Genomic DNA, 25,407 nt, shown 5'->3' with positions numbered 1-25,407 from the left:
ATCCGCCACCTATCGGTGTCCGGTGTTGTTGAGCCGGATGTCGCTCGATCCCTGGATGAGTCCCTCGGCGTTCCAGTCGGCCTGACAATGCCGGATGAACGCGACGATCATGACGTGAAGGCACCGATCACGCCGACCACGGGTCCAGACCGCCCCGGAGCCCACGACGACGAGCCTCACGGGCGCCACCAGCAGGAGGAACCGCGCCCGGTGGGCGAGGCGCCACGGCAGCACGCCCAGGTATCGCCGCGCGAATTCCCGGATCGCGGGGGTCGTCGATCGTCGGCGTTGTGATCCTGAGGATCGCAGCGACCGCCTGACTTCGGGGTGCTCGCCGAACGCTTCAGTGCCGGGAACGGCGCCGGTGACCCGCCCCTGCGGGCGGCGCAGCATCTTTTACACGCTGGAAATGTTCAGGCCATGCCCGCGTAACGACAGCCAGCGAGCATGGATCGTATACAAAACGCGAGAGATCTCGTCATGATTGCCGCGAGAATTGAGAGGCTTATGAAGACTTCAAGCCACCGCGATAGGCGTCTCGCCTGGGCGGGTGCGACCATGGTGGGGATGCTGACGATCGCCGGTTGTGCGGCGGAGCCATCGACCGAGGAAGAGTCCCTTCCGGTCGTGGCGACACAGCTGAACTGGGTCACCAACGTGGAGTTCGCCGGAATGTGGATCGCCGAGAGCGAGGGCTACTACGCGGAGGAGGGCATCGTCGCCGAATGGCTGCCGGGCGGCCCCAACGTCTCCAACACCGTTCAGATCGTCGCATCCGGTGACGCACCGATCGGACTCGATACGAACTTCACCTCGTTCATCGACGCCGTGTCGGAGGGAGCCGACGTGGTGCTCGTCGGTGCTGTCTACCAGGAGAGCCCATTGGCAATCCTGTCGCTCTCCGAGAACCCGATCAACTCGGTCGAGGACATGATCGGCAAGCGCATCGGAAGCCCCCAGGGGCAGCAGCGTGAACTGGATGCCATCTTCACCATCAACGGGCTAGAGCCGGATTACGAGTTCGTGCCGATCGGCTACGACGTGCAAGCGCTCGTGAACGGAGACGTCGACGGGATCACCGCCTTCGCCACCAACCAGGGACTCATCCTCGAAGAGCAGGGTGTGGACTACACCAGCGTGTCGTGGCAGGACCTGGGTCTGGATGTCTACTCCAACATGATCTTCGTCGACCGCACCTACCTGGAAGAGAACCGCGACCTGGTTGTCGCCTGGTTGCGGGCTACCGTGAAGGGCTGGGAGAAGAACGCCGACGACCCCGAAGTGGCCGCGCAGCTCGCGGTCGACGTGTGGGGAGCCGACCTGGGACTCTCGCTGAGCCAGCAGATCAAGGAGAACATCAATCAGATCCCGATGACGACGAGCGATCTCACCGCGGAGTCGGGTCTGTTGCGGATCTCGGCGGAGGACATCGAGCAGAAGATGTACCCGATCCTGCGGGCTGCGGGCATGACCGATCTTCCTGATGTCGCGACTTACGTTGACGAATCGCTGCTCGACGAGGTCTTCGGCGGATCGGCAACCCTGCTCCGATGACTGTGCAGGACCTCGGTCCGGTCGGCACGGCGACGCGGTCCCGAAAGACCATCGAGATCGTGATCGGCGTGCTCCTCTTCGCCTCGGCGTGGGAGATCATCGGCCGGACCGGGGTCCTCTCCACCTCCTGGCCACCCCTCACCGACGTGTTGTGGGTGATCGTCGATCCCGCGCGTGCGCCGAGGTTGTGGGGGGCGCTCGGGGTGACCGTCCAGGAGGGGCTTCTCGGCGGCGTGATCGGAATCAGCGCCGCGGTGGCGACCGCGGTGCTCTCCCGCCTGATGCCGGTCACGCGTCGCCCGGCGGAGCGCTTCGCGGTTCTCGTCGAGGCGGTTCCGGTCGTCGCCCTCGGCCCGCTGCTCATGGTCCTTCTGCCCCGCGCCGTCGTGCCCGCGGCGCTGGCGGCGACAGCGGCCTACTTCGCTGCCTTTGTCGTCATCTGCTCCGCGCTGTGGACCCGACGGGCGGCGCAGGAGGACCTGTTTGCCGTACTGGGTGCCCGGCGGATCGCGGTGCTCGCGCAGCTGGAAGCGCCCGCGGCGCTCCCAGCGGTGTTCGCGGCTCTTCAGCTGGCGATTCCCGCGGCCCTGTTGGGGGCGGTGATCGGCGAGTGGTTCGGCTCCGCCCGGGGCATCGGGCCCCTGCTGATCAACTCGATGCAGAACTACGACATCCCGTTGCTGTGGGCGGCGGGGGTCCTGACCGCAGTGCCCGCCAGCATCGTCTACGGCGGCGCTGCGTCACTCGCCCGGCGGAGCGCGGCGAGGTTCGGGCTGTGAACGCGCGCGTGACGGCTATCGGGCGAGCGGTCGCCCGGTTCGCCTGGGACAACGTGGCGGTCGTGGCGATCGTCGCCGCGTGGGCGCTGTGGGTCGTGATCGGGCAGGTCAACCGGGTCGTCATGCCCTCCCCGGCGAGTGTTCTCGCCGACCTGGTCGGACATCCGGATGCGTATCTTCCCGACCTCACGGTGAGCGCCGGGCTGGCCGCGACGGGTCTCGTCCTGGGACAACTGCTTGGCATCGGACTCGCCATCGCGGCCCATCTCTCAGGAGTCGTGCGTGCGGCGGTGCGGCCCGCGGTGCTGATCGTCCGCGCTGTTCCCATGGTGGCGATGGTTCCGATCTTCGCGCGGATTGTCGGTTACGGAACGCCGACCGTGCTGGTCGTCGCCACACTGGTCGCGTATTTTCCAGCGTTCGTCCTGGTGTCGCGCGGTCTGGCCTCCGCCTCGCGCAGCAAGCAGGACCTGCTGACGGTGCTGGGAGCCTCGAGATGGACGAGGTTCCGGCGGCTCGATCTCCCGGCCGCGGTCCCTTCGCTCTTGGAGGCGTTCCGGCTCTCTGCGGTCGGGTCGGTGGTCGGGGTGCTGCTCGCCGAGTTCGTCGTCGGGTCGTCGGGTCTCGGGCAGCTCTTCGTGGTGTCGCGGGTCTCCTACGACATGTCGCGATCCTGGGGTGCCGCCATCGTCGCCACAGTGCTCTCTCTCGCATTCTTCGGGCTGGCTTCGGCCGTGACGCGGTGGCTCGAAGCGGCTTATCACGACGGCAGTAATGGGAAGGGATGATCGTGAACGACAACATCGACGAGGCTTGGGTACGGACGGTACCCAAAGCCGAGGTCCACGTGCACCTGGACGGATGCATCGACCGGGAGGAGCTGATGCGACTGGCCGGCAAGTACGGGGTGCCCCTTCGCCGACCGGCCGAGCAGCTCTTCGATTTCGACGGACTCACCGAATTTCTCCAGTTCCTCGACTGGGGTGCGTCGCTGGTCAGGACCGCCGACGACGCGGCATCCGTCGCCTATCGGTTCGCCCAGAGGCAGGCGGCCAGCGGCATCCGCTACACCGACGTGATCATCAACCCGACCCACTGGGAGGCCTGGCGCGGAAATATCGCGGGACTCGTCGACGCCCTCGACGCCGGATGGCGAGAGGCGGAACAGGACGGACTCCCGTCGACTGGCCTGTGCCTGAGCTTGTTGCGCCAGCAATCCGCCGCTGAGGCCGATGAACTGCTGGATTGGATGCTGGAGCGGGACCATCCGCGGGTGGTCGCCCTGTCGATCGACGGCGACGAAGCGGTTGCCGGGCGTGTGTCCGCAAGGTTCGCCGACACTTTCCGCCGCGCGGCATCCCGTGGCATTTACCGGACCGTTCACGCAGGGGAGTCCAGTGGTCCCGAGGGTGTCCGCGATGCGATCGACCTCCTGATGGCCGATCGTATCGATCACGGCTTCCGCGCGATCGAGGAACCGGCGCTGGTCGCCGAGATCGCCGACCGAGGCATCCCGCTCGGCATCTGCCCGGGGTCGAACGTCGCTCTTGGATTTACCGAGAGCCGGGCCGCGCATCCAGTCGAGGAGTTGCGGCAAGCCGGGGTGCGGATCAGCCTCAACACCGACGACGGCACTGCCCTGGGATCGATTCTCGACCAGGAGTACGCCGCGACCGCGCGGGCGTTCGGCTGGCAGCGCGATGACCTTCTCGCCATCGCGCGAACATCGATCGAGTCGGCCTTCTGCGACGATGACCGTCGTAGCGCGCTGCTCGCGGAGCTCGATGCGGTGGCAGCCGGCGAGGAGGCGCGGGCATGAGCGCGGTGGCGATCGTTGACGCGCGAGTGCTGACGATGGACGATGAGCGCCGCGACCTCGAGCGGGCGACCGTGTTGGTCGAGGACGGCGAGATCGTCGCAGTGGGATCGAACGTCGAGATTCCCGTCGGCTCGCGGGTGATCGAGGCGGCGGGGCGCGCGGTGATCCCGGGACTCGTGAACGCGCACACCCATGTGCCGCAGATCCTGCTTCGCGGCGGCTACTCCCACGATCGGCCACTCTACGAGTGGCTCTACAACGTGCTGTACCCGGGCCTGAGCGTGTACGAGAACGACGACATCCGGTGCGCGACCTTGCTGTTCGCGACGGAGGCGTTGATGAACGGTGTGACGACGATCGTTGACAACGAGGATGCTGGAACGCGTTCCATGGTCTCCACCGCGGCGAGCACTGTCGAGGCCCTCGTCGAGAGCGGCATCCGCGCTGTATACGCTCGCATGTTCGCCGACCAGCCTGCGCCGGGTTTCGAGGATTATCTCGGCGCGGTCCGTGCGAAGGCCCCGGACGTTCCGGACAGCGACATCTTCGTCGACACCGATCGCGTCTTGGCCGACCTCGATGAGATCGTGCGGAGGTACGACAGGGCCGGTGAGGGTCGGATCCGAGTGTGGCCGTCGCCGGCGATCCCCGGAATCGTCTCCCGACGCGCCCTGCAGCGGAGCCGACAGATCGCGCGCGAGCGCGGAACCATGTGGACGATGCACGTCGCCGAGGACGAGCGGGAGCGCGTGCAGCACATGATGGGCGCGGTCGAGTATCTCGACAGCGTCGGTGCGCTCGATGAGAGGTTGCTCGCGGCGCACTGCATCGACGTCTCCGATCGTGAGATCCGGTTGCTCGCAGAATCGGGCACCCGGGTATCGACGCAGCCGGCGAGCAACGCCTTTCTAGGCGCCGGGGTCGCGCCGGTTCCGCGAATGCTCCGGGCGGGCATCCCGATGGGGATCGGCACGGACGATGCGAACTGCTCGGATGCGGTCGATCTCTTCGGTTCGATGAAGCTCCTGGCGCTCCTGCACCGCGCGGTGAGTCGTGACCCGGGGGCGATCAGTCCGCAGCGGGTCGTGGAAATGGCAACGATCGAGGGAGCGCGGGTTCTGGGTATGGATGACCTGATCGGATCGATCGAGGTCGGCAAGCGCGCCGACCTCGTCATCCTTGATCTGGAGGAGCCGCGGATGACGCCCGCGGCCGACTTGTACGCGGCGCTCGTATTCTTGCAACCCACGGTCGCGGTACGTACCGTGATAGTCGACGGTCGGGTCGTCGTCGAACGCGGCGTTCCTACCTTCCTTGGCGCTGACGGCGACCTCGCGGCCCTGGTGCGGGAGGCCTCGGAGCGTTCCCGCGGCATCGCGGACCGCGCACGACTCCAGGTGGGCCGATGAACGCCGGCGCGCCTCTCGGGCGCAGCGTGCGGGTCGAGGCGGTCTCGAAGTCGTTCCGGCTGAAGCGCGGAGCGTCGGTCCAGGCGATCAAGCGGGTAGACCTGGAGATCGCCGAGGGGGAGTTCGTCGCGCTCATCGGCCCGTCGGGCTCGGGGAAGTCGACGATCTTGCGGATGATTGCCGGACTTGACGAGCCGACTTCGGGGTCCGTGACGATCGCCGGTGAGCATCCGCGAGTCCTCGCGCGCGATCATCGCCTGGGTGTCGCGTTCCAGGACCACGCACTGCTGCCGTGGTTGACGGTGCGCAAGAACATTGAGCTCCCTTTCCGAGTCGCGGGCCGTGACGTCGATCGGCACCAGGTAGATGATCTGATCGACTTGGTCGGACTCCGGGGCTTCGCCGATGCGCGCCCGTCCCAGCTTTCCGGCGGGATGCGTCAACGAGTCTCGATCGCGCGGGCTCTGGCTCTGGATCCCTCCGTTCTGCTTCTGGACGAGCCGTTCGGAGCGCTCGACGCGGTGACGCGACGACGACTCAATGTGGAGCTGCAGGCGGTGTGGACGCGGTTGCGCATCACGACGCTCCTCGTCACGCACAGCGTCGAGGAGGCGGTGTTCCTCGCCGACCGAGTCGTCGTGCTGAGCGCCAGACCGGCGCAGGTCGCCGATGTCGTCGAAGTGGGGTTCGAGCGACCCCGTGAGCCGGATCTGCTGCGGGATGATCGCTTGCATCGCATCGTCGACGGGCTGAACGCGCGACTGGACGCGACGGAGGCGGAATCGTCCGCAAGCGGGGGAGCATCCAGCTGAGGCGACCGGAACTCGGCATCTGGCGGGGTTGGTCCCTAGAGTGAGGAGCATGGCTTCTCGTGCTGGGCTTCCCCTGCGCGACGTGATTGCCGCCGCGATCCGGGGACGGATCATCGATGGCTCGTACGTTCCCGGCAGCCGGCTTCGCGAGGAGGAGATTGCTTCCGATTTCGACGTCTCCCGAGTACCCGTGCGCGAGGCCTTTCAGGTGCTGGAGCAGCAGCGCTTTCTCGAGTTGCGCAAATACAAGGGTGCAATAGTCGCCCAGCCCGAGTCATCGGGCACCCGCGAGCTCATCGCGATCCGCGCCGAACTCGAGGCGATGGCGGCGCGGCTTGCCGCGGCTGCCCACGGAGGGGCGATGGCACGCGAACTTCGATCTCTTACAGAAGAGGGCAGCACCCTCGACCCGGTGACCGAACCCGAGCGCCATTCGGAGCTGGTGGAGCGATTCCACGACACGGTGGCGATTGCTTCCGGAAATCGAGAACTCGTCGAGATGCTGAGGACGCTGCGCAGCCGCCTCAGTTGGATATTCGGAGCGGAGCTGGCTGCGCGCGCTGCCGGGTCGTGGGATGAGCATCGCGACATCTGCGCGTCGATTCTCGGCGGCGAGGAGGCCGCGGCTCATCTCATGCGCGAGCACGTCCTCGGCGACCTTGCGTTCTTCGACGAGCTCATCCGTCGCTGAGGTTTAACACGGCGGTAACACTCCGACGCCGGCCCTCTCCGGTAGGTCGTATACGATCGAGGTGAGCAAGGGAGTCATAGTGACCACGACAACACCGCAGGCGATCCAGGCGGATCCCTATGCCTGGCCGTGGCACGGTCAACTCGATCTCACGCGCACGGCTCTGCTCTGCATCGACTGGCAGGTCGACTTCTGCGGCAGCGGTGGATTCATTGATTCGCTGGGCTATGACATCAGCCTGACCCGTGCGGCGATAGAACCCACCCAAAGAGTGCTTGGGCGGGCGCGCGAACTCGGGCTGACGGTGATCCACACGCGAGAAGGGCACCGCCCCGATCTCTCTGATCTGCCCGACACCAAGAGGTGGCGTTCCGCCAGTCAGGGGGTCGAGATCGGGTCCGTCGGGCCTCTGGGACGCGTGCTGATTCGAGGCGAGGCTGGGTGGGAGATCATCCCCGAGTTGGCCCCGCTTGCGGGTGAGACGGTCATCGACAAGCCCGGCAAAGGTGCGTTCTACGCCACCGACCTCGAGCACATTCTGCGCATGGCGGGGATTACCGATCTGCTGATCACGGGGTTGACCACCGATGTCTGCGTGTCGACCACAATCAGGGAGGCCAACGATCGCGGGTTCGAGGTACTCGTGCTGTCGGATTGCACGGCCGCGACCGATCGCGCCCGGCACTTGCAGACGATCGAGATCCTCACGATGCAGGGCGGCTTGTTCGCGGCTGTCGCTTCATCGGACTCCGTCCTCGCCGCGCTGGGTGCGGAATCGCTCCCGGCCGACGACCGGACGCGCTGATGTATGTCGATCTGACGGTCGTGCCGGTTGCTGCCCCCGACGACGCCCCGGTCGACAGGGTGTTCGGGCGAAGGGTCCTTGCCGTCATCGGAAAGACGGAGGGGAACGGCGGCGTTAACGACTTCAGCCGGGCTCTCGCGACTCGCGCCTGGACCGAGGGGCTCTCGGAACCGGCGTTGACCGTCATGTCGGGCGGCACTGAGGGAGTCCTCAGCCCGCATGTCACCGTGGTTTCGGAGGGTTCGACATCAGGCAACGGGCGACTTGCGGCGGGGTTCGCGCAGACCCCTCGGTTATCTGTCGAAGGGCTCGGGCGCCGAGAGCAGGTCGACGCGGTCGCTGCGGCGACGCTCGAAGCGTGCCGCAACGGAGGCTTTGATCCACGCAACGCCCACATGGTGCTCGTGAAATGCCCTTTGCTGACGACCGAGCAGATCGTGTCAGCGAGAGGCGGGGCCGTGACGGATGATCCCTACCTATCGATGGCGCGATCCCGAGCGGCTAGCTCGCTGGGCGTCGCGCTCGCGTGCGGAGAGATCGGCGGAGTCGAAGCGGACCAAGGCCTCGCAGGCGATCCTTCTGTCTGGTCGGCGGTCGCTTCGGCTTCCGCCGGTATCGAGCTCGACCGGTGCCTCGTGCTGGCGTTCGGGTCTCGACTCGACCCCGGCGGACAGCTGAACGCTGAGACGGTGGTCATGCACGACGCGATCGACGTGGAGGAGATCGTCGCGCTCCGCGATCGCATCCGAGCCGCCGGCGGCACCATCGTGCAGGTCTTCGCGAAGGCCGAGGCGAGTCCGGACGGGCGGATCCGAGGGTTACGGCACACGATGCTCACCGACACCGACCTCTCGTCGACACGACACGCGCGCGCGGCCGTAGGAGGCCTTCTAGCGGGGGTGTTCGGGCGCACATCGATCTACGTCTCCGGAGGCGCCGAGAACCAAGGGCCACCTGGAGGAGGTCCGGTGACGGTGGTGTGGCAGGAACCCACGGGCGGAGGTGAGACGAGGCGATGACGAGCAGATTCGGGCCGGTAGCGGCCACACCGTACGCGTGGCCGTTCGACGGAACGTTCTCCGCCCAGTCGACCGCGCTCCTGTGTATCGACTGGCAGGTGGACTTCTGCGGGGTCGGTGGCTACGTCGACCGCATGGGGTACGACCTCACACTCACCCGACGCGGACTCGCGCCCACAGCGCGGATCCTCGGTTCCGCTCGCGCGGCAGGCCTCCAGGTGATCCATACTCGCGAGGGTCATCGGGCGGATCTCTCGGACTGCCCGCCCAACAAACTCTGGCGCTCGCAGCAGATCGGTGCCGAGATCGGGTCGTCAGGACCGGGAGGACGCATCCTCGTACGCGGGGAACCCGGGTGGCAGATTGTGCCCGAAGTGGCACCTCTCGTGGGCGAGATCGTCATCGACAAGCCTGGCAAGGGGGCGTTCTACGGAACCGATCTCGACGTGATCTTGCGCACTCGGGGGATCACTCATCTGATTCTGACGGGGATCACAACCGACGTCTGCGTGCACACGACGATGCGGGAGGCGAACGATCGCGGCTACGAGTGCCTTCTGCTCAGTGACTGCACAGGCGCCACCGATCACGGAAACTACGAGGCGGCGCTGAAGATGATCACCATGCAGGGGGGTGTTTTCGGTGCGGTCGCGGAGTCGTCGGCGCTGGATGACGCGTTCGGTAAGGGATCCGCGCGGTGATCTCTCCTCGCATGGAGATCGCCCGCCTCCACTCCGCGTACCGGCGGGGAACCTGCACACCTCGCGATGTGGCGGAGCGCACTCTGGCTGCGATCGATGCGCGAGGACGTGACGGAGTCTGGATCTCGGTCTCCGATCGACTCGTCCGAGATGCTGAAGCACTCGATCCTGCCGATCGCGATCGTCTTCCGCTCTGGGGCATCCCCTTCGCGGTCAAAGACAACATGGACGTCGAGGGGTGGGCGACGACGGCGGCGTGCCCGTCTTTCGCCTACAGCCCCCAGCAGTCGGCACCCGTGGTTCGCGACCTGATCGCGGCAGGCGCGATCCTCGTCGGCAAGACCAACCTGGACCAGTTCGCTACCGGTCTGAACGGTACCCGTTCTCCTTACGGGACGCCCTCCTCGGCCCACGATAGCTCCCTCATCTCCGGCGGGTCGTCATCAGGATCCGCGGTAGCTGTTGCGGCGGGCCTGGTTGCGTTTTCTCTGGCGACCGATACCGCGGGGTCCGGGCGCGTTCCCGCGGCGTTGAACGGGGTCGTCGGTCTCAAGCCGAGTGTGGGCCTTGTCAGCACTCGCGGTGTCGTGCCGGCGTGCCGGTCGCTCGATTGCGTTTCGGTGATGGCGAACTCGGTTGCCGACGCAGCCATCGTGGCTCAGGTGATCGCCGGCTTCGATGATCAGGACCCCTGGTCGCGCCCGCTCCCGGTTCCTTCCGCCCGGGTTGCTTCGGTCTCGCTCGCCGGAGTCCGCCTGGGCGTGCCTGAGGTTGTCGCCGGATGGGGCGAGCGTGGCGAGGAGGACGCGTGGAGTCGGGTCCGTGCCGACCTCGTCCGAGCCGGAGCCGAACTGGTTGAGATCGACTACACCCCGCTTCTCGAGGCAGGTCGTCACCTGTATGGCGGTGCGTGGCTTGCTGAGCGCGCGACCGCCGTCTCTGTCGCGCTCGAGGAGGACCGAGACGACGTCGACCCGGTCGTGCGCCAGATCTTGGCGGGCGCCGGTGCGATGTCGGCCGCACAGGTCTGGTCGAGTATGCACCGCGTGTGGGAGTTGCGGCGGGAGGCGGATGACATCCTCCGTTCGGTCGATGCTCTGCTCACTCCCACGGTGACGAAGACCTACACGGTCGAGCAGATGCGCGCTGACCCCGTCGAACTCAACGCGCAATTGGGTACCTACACGACCTTTACCAACCTGCTCGACATGTGCGCCATCGCGGTCCCGGCGGGGAGTACGGCGGCGCACGTCCCCTTCGGTGTCACCCTTCATGGGCCTTCCGGTGCCGACCAGGAACTCGCAGGGCTGGCGTCGGCGCTCGCGGATGCGGTCGACCAGGACTCGCTGATGGAGGTCGCCGTCGTCGGCGCCCATCTCGAGGGGTTCGGACTTCATCACCAAATCACCGATCGCGGCGGGCTCCTGAGCCGGCGCACGATGACCGCACCCCGGTACCGGCTCTACGCGCTCCCCGGCGACGAGCCGCGACGTCCCGGGCTGGTGACCGATCTACGAGAAGGCGCTCGTATCGAGGTCGAGGTCTATCGGCTTCCGACTGCTACCGTCGGGTCCTTTCTCCGCGGTGTGAGTGCACCGTTGGCGATCGGCACGCTCGAGCTCGACGACGGCACCGCCGTCCACGGATTCGTCTGCGATCCGACGGCGCTCGAGGGAGCGCGTGACATCACCGCGTACGGCGGGTGGCGCTCGTATATGGCCGCGGCGGCCGATGATCTCAACAGGGCGGCCGATGCCAGCTGACGACGTCCCGATCCTCGCGGTTCACGGGGTCGCGGCCTCACCTGCCGTCTGGGATCCTCTGAAGCGCTTGATTCCACAGCTCCGGGCGCTTCGTCGCCCGAAGACCGGTCGGTTGGAGGACGAGATCGAGTGGCTGGCCGAGTATGCGGCGGGCGCGGTCATCGTGGGGATGTCAGGCGGGGCAACCCTCGGTCTCGCGCTCGCGGGCATGGGTGCCGCGTGCCATGGATTCGTCCTCCATGAGCCGGCGGCGGGGAACCTGGTGCCGGACCTTCTCTCCCCGACCGCCGAGGCCTTTCGCCGTGGCGGGACGACAGCGGTGGGTAAGGCGCTCTATGGCAGGAGGTGGTCGGTCGACCTGCTCGATGACCACGGAGACGTCGACGCGACGACGGCGAAGGAGATCGCCATGTTCCGCAGCTTTCAGCCTCGACGTCGACCGGTCGGGGGACCCCGATGCGTGGTCACGACGGGGTCTCGGTCGGCTGCGCCCAGGCACCATGTTGCGAGAGAGCTGCGGCGGCTGGGCTACGAGACTCGCACCATCGAAGGCTCCCGGCACTTCGTCACATACGAGCAGCCCGCGAGGCTGGCCGCCCTGGTGCGCGAGGTCGCCGGATTGGATGCGCCCGGGCATCCGGGGATCGATGACGGAGGTTCGGGGTGGGCGAGGTTCTGGTGGTGACCTCGCGGCGGTCTTCTAGACCTCGGCCGCGCGGTAGATCTTCGACCGCGGCACATAGCGCGCGGAGTTGCCGAGCAGCCCGGCGACCTCCTCGTCGGTGAGCTCCCGCCGCACCTTGCCGGGGATGCCCGCGACGAGCGATCGCGGCGGAACGACGGTTCCCTCGAGCACCACCGCCCCCGCGGCGACGAGCGAGTTCGCGCCGATGACGGCGCCGTTCAGCACGGTCGCGTTCATGCCGATGAGGCATCCGTCTTCGACGACGCAGCCGTGCACGACGGCGGCGTGGCCGATGCTGACGTCGGCGCCGATGATCGTCGGGTTGCCCGCCTCGGTGTGGATCACCGCGTTGTCTTGGAGGTTGCTGCGTTCGCCGAGCACGATCTCGTCGATGTCGCCGCGCAGCACCGCGCCGAACCAGACGTTGGCATCTGCAGCGATGCGCACCTTGCCGATCACGGACGCGTTCGGGGCGACCCAGGCGTCGGCGGAGATGTCGGGCTCGTGCCCGTCGAAGGGGAGGATGACCGGCATTCCGCCAGCCTAGCCATCATCGTCAGCGCGGCCGGGGCCGCGACCCGCTGAGCCCGCTGGCGGCATCCGCACCTAAACTGTTCGCGACATGGCCGCCTTCTCCTCGCTCTCCGATCGCCTCACCGCGACCTTCAAGAACCTCCGCACCAAGGGCAAGCTCACACCCGCGGACGTCGACGGCACGGTGCGGGAGATCCGGCGCGCTCTTCTCGACGCGGATGTCGCCCTCGAGGTCGTCAAGGAGTTCACCGGCGCCGTGCGCGAGCGCGCCCTCTCCGACGAGGTCAACAAGGCGCTCAACCCCGCCCAGCAGGTCGTGCAGATCGTCAACGAGGAGCTCATCGGCATCCTCGGCGGTCAGCAGCGGCGCCTCGACTTCGCGAAGAAGCCGCCGACGGTCATCATGCTCGCGGGCCTGCAGGGTGCCGGTAAGACGACCCTCGCGGGCAAGCTCGCGAAGTGGCTCAAGAAGGAGGGGCACACCCCGCTCCTCGTCGCGAGCGACCTCCAGCGCCCCAACGCGGTCACCCAGCTGCAGGTGGTCGGCGAGCAGGCCGGCGTTCCCGTCTTCGCGCCCGAGCCCGGCAACGGCGTCGGCAACCCCGTCAAGGTCGCCAAGGACGGCGTCAAGGAGGCGGAGCGCAAGCAGTACGACACCGTCATCGTCGACACCGCGGGCCGACTCGGCATCGACGCGGAGCTGATGAAGCAGGCGTCCGACATCCGCACGGCCGTCGACCCCGACGAGGTGCTCTTCGTCATCGACGCGATGATCGGCCAAGACGCCGTCACGACGGCGCGCGCGTTCCTCGACGGCGTCGACTTCACCGGAGTCGTGCTCTCCAAGCTCGACGGCGACGCGCGCGGTGGCGCGGCGCTCTCGGTCGCCTCGGTCACGGGTCGGCCGATCATGTTCGCCTCGACGGGTGAGGGCCTCGACGACTTCGAGCCCTTCCATCCCGACCGCATGGCGTCGCGCATCCTCGACCTCGGCGACATCCTCACCCTCATCGAGCAGGCGCAGGCCGCGTTCGACGAGGAGGAGGCGGCGAAGGTCGCCGAGAAGTTCGCGACCGACAGTTTCACCCTCGACGACTTCCTCAAGCAGATGCAGCAGCTGCGCAACATGGGCTCGATCAAGGGCATGCTCGGGATGCTGCCCGGCGCCCGCGGCCATGTGGTGGCTGACGGTGGGCTGGCGCAGCCCGAGCTGCTCGGCGAGCCGGCTCACCATCGCCCGTCCGCCGTCGGCGTCGCGGATCAGCTGGACGATCCGCGCGCGAGTGGGGTCGGCGAGCACCGCCAGCGCGGGAGCCTCCACCACCGAATCCATAGACCGCAGTCTATCCTCGGGAGCGGACTCGAGCCCGATAAAGCGGCGGTCAGGTGCCGTTGCGGGTGGAGCGGCGCTCGATCAGCACGGTGTCGCGCCATTGGCCGGCGTGCGGGCCGAGCTGGGAGCGGGCGATCCGTTCGCGGCGGCCGACGACGCGGAAGCCGGCCTGGTCGTGCAGCCGCAGGCTGGCGGTGTTCTCCGGGAAGATGCTGGACTGGATCATCCAGTAGCCGGCGTCCTCGGCCGCGGCGATGAACGCCTCGAGCAACTGTCGCCCGATGCCGTGGCCGTGGTGGCCTGGGTGGACGTAGACGGAGTGCTCGATCACCCCGCGATAGACCTCCCGCGACGACACCGGCGACGCAGCGGCCCAGCCGATCACCGTCCCGGTGTCGTCGACGGCAACGAGGCGGGCGTCGGGGATCTTGCCGGCGTCGAACTGCTCCCAGGACGGCGTGGTGGTCTCGAAAGTCGCTTCACCGGCGGCAATGCCGGCGGCGAAGATCGCCTCGACCTGCGGCCAGTCCGCCGCCGTCATCGCCCGGATCGTGGTCACGAGCAGCACGAGTTCCCGCTGCTGAGGTCGGTGGAGCAGACCCCGGTGGCCGGCAACGTGAGCTGGACCTCGGTGGCGGCGGGCATGTCGCCATCCAGCCAGGCGGCGATGGAGCGGACCTGCTCGTAGCCGGTGGCCAGCAGGAACGTCGGGGCTCTTCCGTAGGACTTCATCCCGACCAGGAAGAATCCCGGCTCGGGGTGGCGCAGTTCGGCGAACCCGTGCGGGGCGACCGTGCCGCAGGAGTGCAGGTTCGGGTCGATCAGCGGTGCCAACCGCCTGGGGGCTTCGACGATGTCGTCCAGCTCGAGGCGGACCTCCCGCAGCATCGACAGGTCAGGACGGAACCCTGTCGCGTTCACCACGACATCCGCATCCAGGAACGCCTCCTCACCGCGACGCCGCCCGACGAGACGAACGCCGTCGTCGTGGGGCTGCAGGCGGGAGATCTCGAATGAGTCGACCAGGGTGATCTGGCCGGTGTGGACGAGCTGGTCGACGCGGGAGCCGAGCTTCGCGCGGTCGGCGAGCTCGTCGTCCGGCGACGAGGAGACCCGGATCGCAGAGGGGTTGCGGATCAGCCAGGTCACCCGCGTGCCCAGCTCGTCCTTGGGCAGCTGGGCGAGGCCGATCAGCGTGTTCGCGGCGGAGTGCCCGGCGCCGACCACGACGGTGTGCTTCCCGGCGAACGAGGAGCGGTCGGTGCCGAGGACGTCCGGGAGGGCGTGCAGGATCAGGTCGTCGATGTCGGTCGCGCCGATCGGGTCCAGCCCGGTCGAGGCGAGCGGGTTGGGGGTGGTGTAGGTGCCGGACGCGTCGATCACCGCCCGGCCGGTGATCTCCTCGACGGTCCCGTCCGGCGCTTCGAGGCGCAGCAGGAACGGGGTGGTCGCGCGGCCGGCGGTGCGAGTGCGGTCCATCCCGTCCCGGGTCACCGCGACCACCCGGGTGCCGAACCGGATCCGCGACCCGATCTCGGGCAGCCCCGCCAGCGGCGCGAGGTAGTCGTCAACCAGCTCGTGGCCCGTTGGCGCCCGGCCCTCGTCGGTCGGTGCGGTCCAGCCGGCGGCGTCGAGCAAGCGGCGGGAGGGAGGGTCGATCAGGTGCCGCCACGGGGAGAACAACCTCGTGTGACCCCAGAGCCGGACCGAGGATGCGATGCGGTCGCCGGCCTCCAGGATGGTGAAGTCGATGCCCCGCTCCACGAGGTTCGCCGCGGCGGCCAGGCCGATCGGTCCGGCGCCGATGATCACCACCGGTAGCGTTGCCAGACGATCGCTCGTCGCGGTGCGCGGGGTGAGATCGAGCAGGGTCATGAGACCGCCTCCAAAGGATATTGATGAACGTCGATGCTCAGTATCACCACATGTATCGAAACCTGTCAATATCGACTAGTGTCGATGCATGGTCACGAGGCTCGAGGTCACCGACGTCAGTTCCGCGGTGGCGTGCTGCGCTCCGCTGGTGCGCGAGCCGATCGGGCAGACGGATGCGGAGCAGCTCGCCGTGACCTTGAAGGCCCTGGCCGATCCGGCCCGGTTGCGGCTGCTGTCGATTGTCGCCTCCTCCGAGGATCAGGAGGCGTGCGTGTGCGACCTGATCGACCCGATCGGGCTGTCCCAGCCGACCGTGTCCCATCACCTCAAGGTGCTCACCGAGGCCGGGTTCCTCACCCGCTCCAAGCGCGGAACGTGGGCGTATTATCGGCTCGTCCCGGACGCGCTGCAGCAGGTCTCCGGGCTGCTGGTGTCCGCCTAGTAGCGGTCCTTCTCCCAGAAGATGTATTCCTGGTCGTCGTCGGTGAGGCCCCAGTCGACGCCGATCGAGCGCATCCAGGCGTTCATGAGCCGGCAGAGGTCGGCCAGGACCGCGCCGATCTGATCGGTGGTCATGGGCTCGTCGACTGGGCGGAGCCGGTGGAAGGTCAGGCTCCAGGCGTCCCAGCTGTCCTCGACGTAGTCGGCCCAGCCGTCCGGCAGCGGGTCCGGGCGGCGCGGTGTGCCGTTCTCGTCAAGGCCGAGCTCGGGGGCGAGGTAGGCGAGCACGCGGACCAGGCCGTTCGCGGCGGTCAGGGTGCGGTAGGCGGCCGCGCCGATATCGGCCCGCCAGGTGCGCTTGGCCTCGTTGAGCTCCGCGCGCAGGTGCGCGATCGCGTCCGTGAGGTGGTCGACATGGTGCAGCGGCGAGGGGGCGTGGAGGGCGGTGTATTGCTCGATGCGGTTGTCGTCGACGTGCGCGGCCAGCGGCTTGCGGCAGGCGGCGTCGCTGTTGCTCAGGCCCTGGACGTCCTGGTAGGCGTCGGCGTCCTCGCCGCGCAGCCGCAGCGCGGCGTGTCCGGCCTCGTGCCGGCTCAGGTGCTCGGCCGCGGCGATCACGTGCGCGACCAGGGCCTCGACGGATCCGACGTCCTCCCGGGTGGCGAACAGCACGTCGACGGAGACCACGATGTCGAACGTGCCGTCGTCGTGCGGCAGGGTGATCGCCCCGGCGTGGCCGGCGCCGCGGTCGGTGGTGTAGGGGTTGTCGTCGGCGCGCTCGGTGACCCGGTTCACGGTCGAGATCATGTCGCCGGTGAGCGTCAACCGCCACCGCGTGGTGTCCGGGACCAACTCGACGATCCCTGTCACCAGGGTCTGCAGCAGTCCCTGCTGCTCGATCATGAACGACAACGCGCCAGCAAGCTCCGGATCGTCGCCCTCGGCGAATCCGTCGAGGGCGATGTTGATCGGTGGGGCGGGTGCGTCGGTCATCACCGTCACCATAGACGAGGCCGACGACATCACTGCCGCCGCGGCGCCAGCGCCGCCGGGTATCAGGCGCCGCGCAGCGGGTCGATGGTGCGGTCGATGAGGCCGCGCGAGGGGCAGAGCCAGACCAGCTGCAGCGTGTCGTCGATGTGACCGGGCTCGAGCGGTTCGCCGCAGGCCGGGCAGTTCCGGCCGGGCGGGAGCCCGTCGGCCTCGATCGGCCCGGTCGTCATCACAGGGAGGCGGGCGGGTCCGCGGCCAGGGAGTCGGGCTCGTTGATGAACGCGAGGAACCGCTTGCCTTTCTGCGAAGTGCGCGGCGCGAAGATGCCCTGCGGGGTCATCATCGTGGTCAGCGGGATGGAGGCCAGGCCCGCGCGGTCCAGGTCCGCGGCGGCTTGACCGACCGGGCCGCTCCAGACCTTCTGCGGGACGCCGAGCGCGGTGCCCAACGGCCCGTCGATGCCGCCCATCATCAGGTTCGCGTGCTGGGCGTAGAGGCCGCGGGACTGCAGCCAGCCGGTGGGGTCGGTGAAGTAGTGCAGCAGCCAGACGTGCAGCTGGTCGAACTCGTCGACCAGTCGGGTGAACTGCTCACGCTCACTGGCCGAGAACGGCGCCCACGAGCCGCCGTTGGCGACCGCCGCGGCCAGCCGTTGCCGCTTCTGCCGGCTCGCGGTCTCGGCCGCGGCGCGCTGCGCTCGGGTGACAGCGGCGATGAACTCGTCCGATCCGACGATGTCCTCGATCGTCGCCGCCTCATCCAGCCGCGAGGTCGCGTCGGTGAGGGCCCGCGCGATCGCGACGTTGAACTCGTGCTGCCGCTCGGCCTGCCGACTCTCCAGCGCGTGCGCGAGGGTCTCGGCGGCCAGCGGGCCCACCACGGGAACCATGGAGAGCGCGGCCTTGCCCGCGAACGCCAGGGTGTCCTCGGCCGGTTCGTGCGGCGGGATCAGTGCATCCAGATTGGTCATGTCATCCATGATGGATCACCTGGCCGACATGCCGGACGGGTTCGCCCGCTGCTGCACGTGGACGGGGCAGAGGGTCCAGACCCACCCTCGGATCGTGACCTGCCCGGCCGGCTGGCCGCAGTCCTCGCAGACGGTGGCGCTGTCGTCCTCGGCTTCCCGGATGGCGGCCGCGAACCCGGCCGCGTCGATGTGGTCGTCCTCTTCGGGGCGCGCGTAGTAGCGGAGGGTGCCGAACTTCGTCTTGCATTGCTCGACGAGATAGCCGGGCGAGATCTCCGCGAGCCGCTGGTCCAGCCGGGCGAGCAGATCCAACCATCCCGGGCCGACGTCGATGGCCGGCGCCCAGCCGTCCGCGGTGCGGTCGGCGATCGCCTGGATCTGCGGGGGAAGCTCATCGTTCATGCCCTCGAGTCTGCCGCGGCCGCGGATCAGCGGGTGAGCACGCTGTAGCGGGCGTTGCTGGCCGTGACCGCCTCCGCCCAGCGGGTCGCGGCGACGATGTGCAGTCCGGTCAGCCGCGCGATCACCGGCGCGGGCAGCTGCTGGGCGAGGGAGGCCAGCGCGCCGGCGCGGGCATGCCGGGCGCGGATGCCGAACCTGGCCAGCCGGTCGGTGAGGGAGTCGCGGGATAGCGGTGCGCCGTGATGCTGGCCGGGGAACAGCCAGTCCGCTTCTCCGGCGTCGGTGAGAAGCCGCGGCGCGTCGCGGTGCTCGCGGGCGGCGATCGCGAGCTGCCCGATCTCCGCGGGAAGCTCCAACGGGTCGGCGCCCAGACGGATCGTGACCGGGTCGGCAGCGGTGATGTCGGTGACGCGCAGCAAGTGCAGTCGGGCGACCGGGATTCCGAACAGCAGCAGCAGGGCGCCTGCCAGCCGGGTCCGCGGGTCGCCGTCGTGCGCGGTGAGCACCCGGCCCAGCAGCTCCCAGCGTTCGTCGACGCTCGCGCCGGTCGGGGTGTTCGCGGTGCGGGTCAGCGGAACCACCTGCAGGCGGGGGCAGGTGCCGTTGCGGGCGGCCCATTCCAGGAACGCCGCGACGCGGCGTGCAGCCCTCGGCCTCTCGAGCAGCCAGAGATCCAGCCGCGCCTGATCCAGCATCGTCACGGACTCCGAGCGTGCGGTGAGCCAGTCCAGCAGGCTGAGGACCTGGGTCAGTTCCTGCCGTCGCCCGTCGGATTGCCGGCGCCCGACGGAGTTGTGCTGCTCGCGCAGCTGCCGCAGATGACGCCACCGGACGAACCGGTCGAACAGGCGGCGATGATCGGGGTCCGCGATCGCCTCCGACTTCTCCCGGCACCACGCCTCGAACCGGACCAGCTGCTCGTCCCGCGCTGGCAGCAGGCCATGCTCGACCAGCAGCGCGCGGACGGGCGCGGTCGATCCCGGCGTGCCCAGCCGGTCCAGCAGTTCGTGGCTCAGCGGATCCGCGCTGCGCAGCGCGTCACGCAACTTCGCGACCGTCACGTTGCGGCGGAACGCATCGAGGGTGCGCCGTTCGTCCGCGGCCAGGAACCGGTCCCGCAAGGCGGCGAGGATCGGATCGGCCGCCACGACATCGTCGGGCAGCAGTTCGCGGATCTTGTCGTGGGCGTAGCAGCGATCACACCAGCGGCGGTGATGCAGCCGGCCGTGCGTCCCGCAGCGTCGGCAGTCGCGGAACATCAGCGGGCTGGTCCTGGCGCAGCGCTGGCAGAGCGGGCCCTGATCGGTGCGGGCGCTGACCCGGGCGTCGCGGCCGCAGCCGATGCAGGCCTCCAGGATGTGCGGGGCGCAGTGCCAGCAGAGCGGCTCTCCGTCCGGGGTGTGCCGGATCGGGAGCACCACCCGGGCGCAGACCGAGCACGGCTTGCGCAGCAGGGCGCACGTCGTGCAGATCGCCTTCGCCGTGCCCGCAAACCGGCACTCCCGTTCCTTCCCGCAACGATGACAGACGTCCACGCGCGCGGCGGCGTAGCAGCGCAAGCAGACCGCCTTCTCGGTGCCGGGGAACCGGCACCGGCCCGAGGTGCCGCAGACCGTGCAGATATCGGCGCCCGGCGCGGCGCGGCAACTGGAACACATCGGCCCGTCCGGGGTGCGCACCGCGATCAGCCGATGGTTCCGGCAGCCGATGCAGGTCGCCGAGGACTCCGGCAGCTGGTTCGTGCAGGCCTGGCAGAGCCGGTCCCCGTTCGCGAGCCGCAGCTCCAAGTGGGCGGTGCTGCCGCATCCGTCGCAGACCGCGCGGTGCGCCGCCTTGTAGCAGGCGCCGCAGCAGATCCGCCCCTCGAGCCGGTCCGGGAGCCTCCCGACCCTCCCGCAATGCCCGCAGGACAGCGTCGGCAGATCGGCGCCGAGCTCACGCAGCCGCTCGCAAAAGCTCGCGAACAACACCGACGCCGCCGGAGGGTCGGCGATCCATCCGACGCCGAACAGCTCGCATTCCAATGCCAGCCGCAGTGTGCGATCCGCCTTCATCCCCTCGGTCGCCGTCAGCATCATGTGGAGCGTCCCGCCCGGGATGTGGTCGGCGACGAACCGGTCCAGCCGCTCGTCCGCGACCTCCTGCAGCGCCGTCCAGCAGGACCGGCAGTAGGCCCGGTCGGCCACCTGCGCATGCCGACGCTGCCCAGGCCGTTCGCACTCGACGCAGTCGATCATCACGTCCAGCCGGGCCCGGCCGCAGGCCTCGCAGATCCGATCCTCACCGTCCCGGCAGTTCAGCAGCACGACCCGGCTGCAGCGCGCGCAACCCGGCGGGCGAACGATGCTTCCGCCGGCGGCGGCAAGCTCCAGCAGGATGCGATCCAACTGTCGCGGGATCCTCGACGATCCCGCCGTCAGCATCCCTGGGTCAGCGCGCAGCTGTGCGAGCAGCCGCCGCCCTGCGGGTTCCTGGACGATGATGCGATCCACGATCTGGCGGACGACATCTCGCGGGACGGTTGTCTCCACCTCGGCAATGACCGCGACCAGGTCGCCGCGGACATCGTCACCCATCGGTGGGAAGCACGCGTGCCCGCGGCGGACGCAGGCCCTTCTCCCGCAGCGTCGCCGCGCCGCTTGCCGAGTGGTCCTCGCCGTCGGTGCCCGTCGCGGCCGCCGATGCGCCCAGGTCGACCTTGCGGACCAGGTCGTCGGCGCTGCACTCGAAGATGTCCATCAGCGCGACCAGCACGTGCATGTTCAGCCGCTCCGGCTTCTCCGTCGCCAGCCGGTAGATCTGGCTCGCCGACAACTCGATCCCGCGCTCCCGCAGCAGCGGCACCAGCCTCGAGGTCGCGAAGATCCCCGACGCGGCCATCACCTCCCGCAGCCGCCACTCATACCCGATCACCTTCATCAGACCGCTCCTTCCTCCCGCGGCCGCAGCCGCTGCAACGCATCCCGCATCATCTTGTTCGCGAAGTCCCCGCTGACCCCGGTGTAGATCGACGTCGTCGACTGGTGCTGATGCCCGAGCTGGCGTTGCACGAACACCGGATCCACGCCTTCCTCGATCAGATGCGTCGTGTAGCTGTGCCGCAACGCGTGCGGCGACAACACCCGATCCAGCCCGAGATCATCCCGGTAGGCCGCGAACCGGTCCGACAGCTCCCGGGTGCGCAGCCTCGTGCCTCGCTCCGAGAACCACAGCGCCCGCTCGCCATCCGGCCGCATCAACGGCCAGACGTTCTCCAGATAGTCCTGCACCGCCTCCACTGCCCAATCCCGCAGCGTGACCACCGAGCGGCGCTTCGGTGGACCGCCCTTGGACGCCTTCCCGAAGCGGACGTGCAGCATCCCGAACTCGCCGAACTCCGGCGCGTGTGCGTTGCGGTAGAAGTCGGTCACGTCCAGATGAACGGCCTCGTTCGCCCGCAGCCCCCACGCGTAGGTCACCCGCAGCAGCACCGCATCCCGATACGCCGGCAACGCCCCCTTGCGGCCGCTCGCCAGGCACCGCTCGACCTCCTCATCGGCGCGATCGAACAGCGCCTGCAGCTCGTCCCGGGTCAACGGACGCCGGCCGGGATGGCCCTCGTAGTCCTGCAGATGCCGGGTCGTGTTCCAGTCGTGGCAGACCTGCACCGGGTGCGTCCCGAACCGCTGCTCGCATTCGGCGACCCAGCCGTAATGCTCCGAGGTCAGATAGTCGCAGAACTGCCGCACCGCCTGCTGGTAGCTGCGGATCGTCGACGGCGCCAACTGCCGCACCGATACCAGGTCCAGCATCCACTCATCGAACAGCCCCGCCGACCACAGCCACGGCCACGATCCCGCGTGCGCGTGGAACTGCCGCACCGCCCGAGCCGACGCGGTCACGTAGTCCTCGCCCAGCGCGCGGCCGCCCAGCAGCTGCGCACGCCACCCCGTCATCATCGCCTCGAAGACGCTCTCTTCCGCGCGCAGGAACGAGACACCCGAGGCCAGATATAACCCCGCAACACCGTGCGCCACCGGCCCCGAAACCACCCGAATAGCTCCCATCAAACGCAGACATTATGCATCTAACGCGAACGCTCGGTACGAGCGCAACTCGATCCGCACTATCACCAGGTGCCCCGGACCCCTCCTGTACGATCAGCGACACCTAGAACGCCACCCGAACCTGCGTTAGACGCAAAAGGGCGTGGTTGTGGCGATCGTCGGGGCTCGGGCGGCGACGCCCTACGGCGAGGCTGTCGCCGCCGACCTGGCTGCCGAATTGGCTGCCTCGGGCGTCGTCGTGGTGTCCGGGGCGGCGTACGGCATCGATGGCGCGGCGCACCGGGCGGCGCTCTCCACCGAGGGGCGCACCATTGCTTTCCTCGCCGGGGGTGTGGACCGCGCCTATCCCCGCGGACACGAGAGCTTGCTCGCGTCTATCGCGAAGTCGGGTGCGGTGGTCAGTGAGACCCCGTGTGGCGCTGCGCCGACGAAGTGGCGCTTCCTGTCGCGCAACCGCCTCATCGCGGCGCTGGCGGACGCCGTCATCGTTGTCGAGGCGGGGCACCGGAGCGGCTCGCTCAACACCGCTGCGCACGCCGCCCAGCTCGGCCGTGCGCTCGGCGCCGTGCCGGGGCCGGTGACGAGCGCCGCCTCGGCAGGAAGTCATCGTGTGCTCCGCGAATTCGACGGGGTGTGCGTGACCTCGGCCGCGGACGTGCGCGAGATGCTGGGTGGCCCCGTGGCCGCACCGCCGGCAGTCGACGGGCGCACGGACGAAACCAGCCGCCTCCTCGACGCTCTGTCCTCACGGGTCGGACGGGACGCCGAGGACGTCGCGCGTCGCGCAGGCTTCGCGTATGCCGACGCGCAGGCGCTCCTGGGTCTCGCGCAACTCGACGGGCGCGCCGCGCGCGGAGAGGACGGCCTGTGGCGGTCGGTGAAGCGAGGAAGGTGAGGCCGAAGGAAGGTCCGGGAGCGCCGATCCACTGGCGGCAAGCGCGCCATACGGTTCAGGACCGGTCCGAGAGCACATTCTTGATGTGTGCGTATCTCCGAGGCGATCGAGGGCTACCTGAGCCACCTTGCCGACGTGCGCCGTCTCTCGCCGGCGACGGTTCGAGGTTATCGATCCGACCTCGCACACCTCGTCCGCGTGTCCGGCGACCCGGACATCCGAGACCTCGACGTCGAGGCCCTACGGGAATGGCAGTGGGATGCCACGACCAACGGGCTCAGCAAGGCCACGGCCGCCCGCCGGACCTCTGCTGTGAAGGGCTTCTTCCGGTGGGCGCGGGAGGAAGGCCTCATCGACGCCGACCCGAGCGGTCGCCTCGTCGCGCCCAAACGCGGACGCACGCTCCCCACGGTCGTCACGGCACCCGCGCTCGACGATGTGCTCGCGGCAGCGGAGGCCGAGGCGAGGACGGGCGAAGCCGTTGCCCTCCGCGACCATGCGCTCCTCGAATTGCTGTACGGCACGGGTGCCCGCGTCTCGGAGATCTGCGACCTCGACATCGACGATGTCGACCACGACCGCCGCACCCTGCGCCTGCACGGCAAGGGCGACAGGGAACGAGTGGTGCCGTACGGCGTGCCGGCGGCTCGCGCTCTGAACGCCTACCTGGTCCGGGGCCGACCCGCCCTCGCCCGGCGCGGCGAGAGCGCGGCGAGCGCCGTTTTCTTCGGCGTTCGGGGCGGGCGGCTCGGTCCCCGGGCGGTGCACGCCCTCGTGTCCCGCGTCGTGGCGCCGACGGTGGGGGCGGAATCGTTGGGCCCGCACGCGCTTCGCCACTCGGTGGCGACCCACCTTCTCGACGGCGGTGCGGATCTGCGCTCGGTGCAGGAGATCCTCGGGCACGCCAGTCTCGGTACGACCCAGATCTACACTCACGTCTCCGCGGAGCGTCTGCGCGAGGCCTACCGGCTCGCTCACCCGCGGGCGTGAGCGCGCGGGCCGTCCCGCAACGTTCACCCGCGGGCGTGAGCGCGCGGTTCGTCCCCGCAGCGTTCCTCCGCGGGCGTGAGCGCGCGGTTCGTCCCCGCAGCGTTCCTCTCCGGGCGTGAGCGCGCGGGCCGTCCCGCAGCGTTCCTCTCCGGGCGTGTGTGCACGGGTCGTCCCGGCAACGTGGCTCCCCGGGCGTGAGCGCACCGTCCCTTTTCCCCGCGCTCGTCGTCTTGGCGTCGAGCGATCCGGCGCCGTACGGTGGCCTCGTGAATCGCCGCCCTCGACTCGTCGCCTCATCGTGCGGGCTGCTCGTCGGCCTCGCGGTGCTCGCGGGCTGCAGCGCGGCACCGGGCCCGCTCATCACGCGTCTCCCGCCGCCGGCGACCTCGGCTTCTCCCACCGCGGCGACTCCATCGTTCACGCCCTCGCCCTCCTCGCCCTCGCCGACAGAGCAAGGAAGCCCTCCCGCCCCGGCGCCTCCGGCGACGTCTCCGGACGGGGCAGCTTCCATCTGCGCGGAGGGCGGCTCGGCATCCGTCTCCGGTGCCGAGAAGACGGTGCGAGTCGAGGGCACCTGTGCGGAACTGTCCGTCTCCGGGTCGGCGCTGACGGTCGACGCGAGCAACGCGACCATCGGCTCGCTCGTCATGTCCGGAGACCGTATCCGGGTCACAACCGCATCGGCGGACACCGTCATCATCCAGGGCAACGACACCGCCCTCACGACCGCTGGCGCGATCGGGCGGCTCGAGATCAGCGGCGACCGGGCAACCGTCACCATCGGTGGCCGGCTTGATTCCGTTCTCGTCCGCGGTCAGGACAGCACCCTCACCGCGACCGGGGGCGTCGGCGACAGCACCATCGAAGGACGCGGCAACAGCGTGGGATGAC

26 protein-coding genes and 3 pseudogenes are annotated in these 25,407 nt (G+C 68.9%); 17 read left to right on the top strand and 12 right to left on the bottom strand.

Annotated elements, in window-relative coordinates; genetic code table 11:
* Positions 1 to 9: 9 nt before the first annotated feature.
* Entirely contained in the window at positions 10 to 393 is a 384-nt protein-coding gene (locus P5G46_RS02180) for a histidine phosphatase family protein (protein ID WP_267189647.1), read from the bottom strand.
* Positions 394 to 507: 114 nt separating this feature from the next.
* Here P5G46_RS02180 and P5G46_RS02175 point away from each other — a divergent pair, with 114 nt between their 5' ends.
* From P5G46_RS02175 to P5G46_RS02120, 12 genes are all read left to right on the top strand, one after another.
* Complete coding sequence (locus tag P5G46_RS02175; protein WP_195691674.1) at positions 508 to 1,554, top strand: ABC transporter substrate-binding protein; 1,047 nt, start codon at positions 508 to 510, stop codon at positions 1,552 to 1,554.
* Positions 1,551 to 2,333, top strand: a complete 783-nt coding sequence (locus P5G46_RS02170; protein ID WP_195691673.1) for an ABC transporter permease — start codon at positions 1,551 to 1,553, stop codon at positions 2,331 to 2,333. The genes P5G46_RS02175 and P5G46_RS02170 overlap by 4 nt, the downstream gene beginning before the upstream one ends.
* Positions 2,330 to 3,121 (top strand): ABC transporter permease, encoded by a 792-nt coding sequence (locus P5G46_RS02165; protein ID WP_195691672.1) that lies wholly within the window; start codon positions 2,330 to 2,332, stop codon positions 3,119 to 3,121. Before P5G46_RS02170 ends, P5G46_RS02165 begins: the two co-directional genes overlap by 4 nt.
* A 2-nt stretch (positions 3,122 to 3,123) precedes the next feature.
* The gene (add, locus tag P5G46_RS02160) at positions 3,124 to 4,152 is read left to right on the top strand and encodes an adenosine deaminase (RefSeq protein WP_228178106.1); all 1,029 of its coding nucleotides are present in this window, start codon (positions 3,124 to 3,126) and stop codon (positions 4,150 to 4,152) included.
* Entirely contained in the window at positions 4,149 to 5,561 is a 1,413-nt protein-coding gene (locus P5G46_RS02155) for an amidohydrolase family protein (protein ID WP_195691670.1), read from the top strand. The genes add and P5G46_RS02155 overlap by 4 nt, the downstream gene beginning before the upstream one ends.
* Positions 5,558 to 6,373: an ABC transporter ATP-binding protein gene (locus tag P5G46_RS02150; protein ID WP_228178107.1), complete on the top strand. Its 816-nt coding sequence runs from the start codon at positions 5,558 to 5,560 to the stop codon at positions 6,371 to 6,373. The genes P5G46_RS02155 and P5G46_RS02150 overlap by 4 nt, the downstream gene beginning before the upstream one ends.
* A gap of 49 nt (positions 6,374 to 6,422) precedes the next feature.
* Entirely contained in the window at positions 6,423 to 7,064 is a 642-nt protein-coding gene (locus tag P5G46_RS02145; RefSeq protein ID WP_195691669.1) for a GntR family transcriptional regulator, read from the top strand.
* Positions 7,065 to 7,125: 61 nt separating this feature from the next.
* Positions 7,126 to 7,869, top strand: coding sequence for a biuret amidohydrolase (biuH, locus tag P5G46_RS02140; protein ID WP_330169682.1), 744 nt, complete (start codon positions 7,126 to 7,128; stop codon positions 7,867 to 7,869).
* Positions 7,869 to 8,888, top strand: coding sequence for a ring-opening amidohydrolase (locus P5G46_RS02135; protein ID WP_195691667.1), 1,020 nt, complete (start codon positions 7,869 to 7,871; stop codon positions 8,886 to 8,888). The genes biuH (P5G46_RS02140) and P5G46_RS02135 overlap by 1 nt, the downstream gene beginning before the upstream one ends.
* Complete coding sequence (biuH, locus tag P5G46_RS02130) at positions 8,885 to 9,589, top strand: biuret amidohydrolase (RefSeq protein WP_228178108.1); 705 nt, start codon at positions 8,885 to 8,887, stop codon at positions 9,587 to 9,589. The genes P5G46_RS02135 and biuH (P5G46_RS02130) overlap by 4 nt, the downstream gene beginning before the upstream one ends.
* A complete protein-coding gene (gene atzF / locus P5G46_RS02125) occupies positions 9,586 to 11,352 on the top strand; it encodes an allophanate hydrolase (RefSeq protein ID WP_286932984.1) in 1,767 nt (588 codons plus the stop codon). The genes biuH (P5G46_RS02130) and atzF overlap by 4 nt, the downstream gene beginning before the upstream one ends.
* Positions 11,321 to 12,037, top strand: coding sequence for an alpha/beta fold hydrolase (locus P5G46_RS02120; protein WP_408904882.1), 717 nt, complete (start codon positions 11,321 to 11,323; stop codon positions 12,035 to 12,037). Before atzF ends, P5G46_RS02120 begins: the two co-directional genes overlap by 32 nt.
* A gap of 15 nt (positions 12,038 to 12,052) precedes the next feature.
* Here P5G46_RS02120 and P5G46_RS02115 read toward each other — a convergent pair whose 3' ends face one another.
* Positions 12,053 to 12,571 (bottom strand): gamma carbonic anhydrase family protein, encoded by a 519-nt coding sequence (locus P5G46_RS02115; RefSeq protein ID WP_228178109.1) that lies wholly within the window; start codon positions 12,569 to 12,571, stop codon positions 12,053 to 12,055.
* 88 nt (positions 12,572 to 12,659) lie between these two features.
* Between P5G46_RS02115 and ffh the strand changes: the two are divergent.
* Positions 12,660 to 13,736, top strand: a pseudogene (ffh, locus tag P5G46_RS02110) (signal recognition particle protein); the annotation flags it as partial.
* A gap of 57 nt (positions 13,737 to 13,793) precedes the next feature.
* Here ffh and P5G46_RS02105 read toward each other — a convergent pair.
* From P5G46_RS02105 to P5G46_RS02095, 3 genes and pseudogenes are all read right to left on the bottom strand, one after another.
* Positions 13,794 to 13,904 (bottom strand): annotated as a pseudogene (locus P5G46_RS02105) (hypothetical protein); the annotation flags it as partial.
* 49 nt (positions 13,905 to 13,953) lie between these two features.
* The gene (locus P5G46_RS02100) at positions 13,954 to 14,445 is read right to left on the bottom strand and encodes a GNAT family N-acetyltransferase (protein ID WP_408905267.1); all 492 of its coding nucleotides are present in this window, start codon (positions 14,443 to 14,445) and stop codon (positions 13,954 to 13,956) included.
* Positions 14,446 to 14,459: 14 nt separating this feature from the next.
* On the bottom strand, positions 14,460 to 15,779 hold the full coding sequence (locus P5G46_RS02095; RefSeq protein ID WP_408904881.1) for an FAD-dependent oxidoreductase: 1,320 nt from the start codon (positions 15,777 to 15,779) through the stop codon (positions 14,460 to 14,462).
* An 88-nt stretch (positions 15,780 to 15,867) separates the two neighbouring features.
* Here P5G46_RS02095 and P5G46_RS02090 point away from each other — a divergent pair, with 88 nt between their 5' ends.
* On the top strand, positions 15,868 to 16,221 hold the full coding sequence (locus tag P5G46_RS02090; protein ID WP_408904880.1) for a metalloregulator ArsR/SmtB family transcription factor: 354 nt from the start codon (positions 15,868 to 15,870) through the stop codon (positions 16,219 to 16,221).
* Here P5G46_RS02090 and P5G46_RS02085 read toward each other — a convergent pair.
* The 7 genes from P5G46_RS02085 to P5G46_RS02055 all read right to left on the bottom strand — a co-directional run bounded on the left by P5G46_RS02085 (position 16,218) and on the right by P5G46_RS02055 (position 22,616).
* Positions 16,218 to 17,213, bottom strand: a complete 996-nt coding sequence (locus P5G46_RS02085; protein ID WP_408904879.1) for a hypothetical protein — start codon at positions 17,211 to 17,213, stop codon at positions 16,218 to 16,220. The two genes, P5G46_RS02090 and P5G46_RS02085, sit on opposite strands and share 4 nt — an antisense overlap.
* A 62-nt stretch (positions 17,214 to 17,275) precedes the next feature.
* The gene (locus P5G46_RS02080) at positions 17,276 to 17,443 is read right to left on the bottom strand and encodes a hypothetical protein (protein ID WP_408904878.1); all 168 of its coding nucleotides are present in this window, start codon (positions 17,441 to 17,443) and stop codon (positions 17,276 to 17,278) included.
* A complete protein-coding gene (locus P5G46_RS02075) occupies positions 17,443 to 18,192 on the bottom strand; it encodes a hypothetical protein (protein ID WP_344069013.1) in 750 nt (249 codons plus the stop codon). Before P5G46_RS02075 ends, P5G46_RS02080 begins: the two co-directional genes overlap by 1 nt.
* A 6-nt stretch (positions 18,193 to 18,198) precedes the next feature.
* Positions 18,199 to 18,585 (bottom strand): hypothetical protein, encoded by a 387-nt coding sequence (locus P5G46_RS02070; RefSeq protein WP_344069016.1) that lies wholly within the window; start codon positions 18,583 to 18,585, stop codon positions 18,199 to 18,201.
* A gap of 26 nt (positions 18,586 to 18,611) precedes the next feature.
* On the bottom strand, positions 18,612 to 21,161 hold the full coding sequence (locus P5G46_RS02065) for a hypothetical protein (RefSeq protein ID WP_344069019.1): 2,550 nt from the start codon (positions 21,159 to 21,161) through the stop codon (positions 18,612 to 18,614).
* Complete coding sequence (locus P5G46_RS02060; protein ID WP_344069021.1) at positions 21,154 to 21,504, bottom strand: helix-turn-helix domain-containing protein; 351 nt, start codon at positions 21,502 to 21,504, stop codon at positions 21,154 to 21,156. Before P5G46_RS02060 ends, P5G46_RS02065 begins: the two co-directional genes overlap by 8 nt.
* Positions 21,504 to 22,616, bottom strand: a complete 1,113-nt coding sequence (locus tag P5G46_RS02055) for a tyrosine-type recombinase/integrase (protein ID WP_408904877.1) — start codon at positions 22,614 to 22,616, stop codon at positions 21,504 to 21,506. Before P5G46_RS02055 ends, P5G46_RS02060 begins: the two co-directional genes overlap by 1 nt.
* Before the next feature lie 163 nt (positions 22,617 to 22,779).
* Here P5G46_RS02055 and P5G46_RS02050 point away from each other — a divergent pair.
* The 3 genes and pseudogenes from P5G46_RS02050 to P5G46_RS02040 form a co-directional block, all read left to right on the top strand.
* Positions 22,780 to 23,526: pseudogene (locus P5G46_RS02050) on the top strand (DNA-processing protein DprA); the annotation flags it as partial.
* Between the two features lie 87 nt (positions 23,527 to 23,613).
* Positions 23,614 to 24,516, top strand: a complete 903-nt coding sequence (locus P5G46_RS02045; protein ID WP_408904876.1) for a tyrosine recombinase XerC — start codon at positions 23,614 to 23,616, stop codon at positions 24,514 to 24,516.
* A gap of 194 nt (positions 24,517 to 24,710) precedes the next feature.
* Positions 24,711 to 25,406 (top strand): DUF3060 domain-containing protein, encoded by a 696-nt coding sequence (locus P5G46_RS02040; protein ID WP_408904875.1) that lies wholly within the window; start codon positions 24,711 to 24,713, stop codon positions 25,404 to 25,406.
* Position 25,407 lies beyond the last annotated feature (1 nt).

It is taken from the genome of Microbacterium mcarthurae, assembly GCF_046064585.1.
Lineage (GTDB): Bacteria > Actinomycetota > Actinomycetes > Actinomycetales > Microbacteriaceae > Microbacterium > Microbacterium mcarthurae.
The sequence above is the reverse complement of the archived record's forward strand: the minus strand, read 5'-3'. Positions and strand labels throughout refer to the sequence as shown.

Bases quoted from the DNA above. Each gene is read 5' to 3' on its own strand.
- P5G46_RS02155 (WP_195691670.1), top strand. From the start codon at position 4,149: ATGAGCGCGGTGGCGATCGTTGACGCGCGAGTGCTGACGATGGACGAT.
- P5G46_RS02135 (WP_195691667.1), top strand. From the start codon at position 7,869: ATGTATGTCGATCTGACGGTCGTGCCGGTTGCTGCCCCCGACGACGCC.
- P5G46_RS02080 (WP_408904878.1), bottom strand. From the start codon at position 17,443: ATGACGACCGGGCCGATCGAGGCCGACGGGCTCCCGCCCGGCCGGAAC.
- P5G46_RS02085 (WP_408904879.1), bottom strand. From the start codon at position 17,213: ATGACCGACGCACCCGCCCCACCGATCAACATCGCCCTCGACGGATTC.
- P5G46_RS02100 (WP_408905267.1), bottom strand. From the start codon at position 14,445: ATGACGGCGGCGGACTGGCCGCAGGTCGAGGCGATCTTCGCCGCCGGC.
- P5G46_RS02090 (WP_408904880.1), top strand. From the start codon at position 15,868: ATGGTCACGAGGCTCGAGGTCACCGACGTCAGTTCCGCGGTGGCGTGC.
- P5G46_RS02120 (WP_408904882.1), top strand. From the start codon at position 11,321: ATGATCTCAACAGGGCGGCCGATGCCAGCTGACGACGTCCCGATCCTC.
- P5G46_RS02060 (WP_344069021.1), bottom strand. From the start codon at position 21,504: ATGAAGGTGATCGGGTATGAGTGGCGGCTGCGGGAGGTGATGGCCGCG.
- P5G46_RS02065 (WP_344069019.1), bottom strand. From the start codon at position 21,161: ATGGGTGACGATGTCCGCGGCGACCTGGTCGCGGTCATTGCCGAGGTG.
- P5G46_RS02095 (WP_408904881.1), bottom strand. From the start codon at position 15,779: ATGACCCTGCTCGATCTCACCCCGCGCACCGCGACGAGCGATCGTCTG.
- P5G46_RS02175 (WP_195691674.1), top strand. From the start codon at position 508: ATGAAGACTTCAAGCCACCGCGATAGGCGTCTCGCCTGGGCGGGTGCG.
- P5G46_RS02145 (WP_195691669.1), top strand. From the start codon at position 6,423: ATGGCTTCTCGTGCTGGGCTTCCCCTGCGCGACGTGATTGCCGCCGCG.
- P5G46_RS02180 (WP_267189647.1), bottom strand. From the start codon at position 393: ATGCTGCGCCGCCCGCAGGGGCGGGTCACCGGCGCCGTTCCCGGCACT.
- P5G46_RS02170 (WP_195691673.1), top strand. From the start codon at position 1,551: ATGACTGTGCAGGACCTCGGTCCGGTCGGCACGGCGACGCGGTCCCGA.
- biuH (WP_228178108.1), top strand. From the start codon at position 8,885: ATGACGAGCAGATTCGGGCCGGTAGCGGCCACACCGTACGCGTGGCCG.
- P5G46_RS02070 (WP_344069016.1), bottom strand. From the start codon at position 18,585: ATGAACGATGAGCTTCCCCCGCAGATCCAGGCGATCGCCGACCGCACC.
- P5G46_RS02075 (WP_344069013.1), bottom strand. From the start codon at position 18,192: ATGGATGACATGACCAATCTGGATGCACTGATCCCGCCGCACGAACCG.
- P5G46_RS02150 (WP_228178107.1), top strand. From the start codon at position 5,558: ATGAACGCCGGCGCGCCTCTCGGGCGCAGCGTGCGGGTCGAGGCGGTC.
- P5G46_RS02115 (WP_228178109.1), bottom strand. From the start codon at position 12,571: ATGCCGGTCATCCTCCCCTTCGACGGGCACGAGCCCGACATCTCCGCC.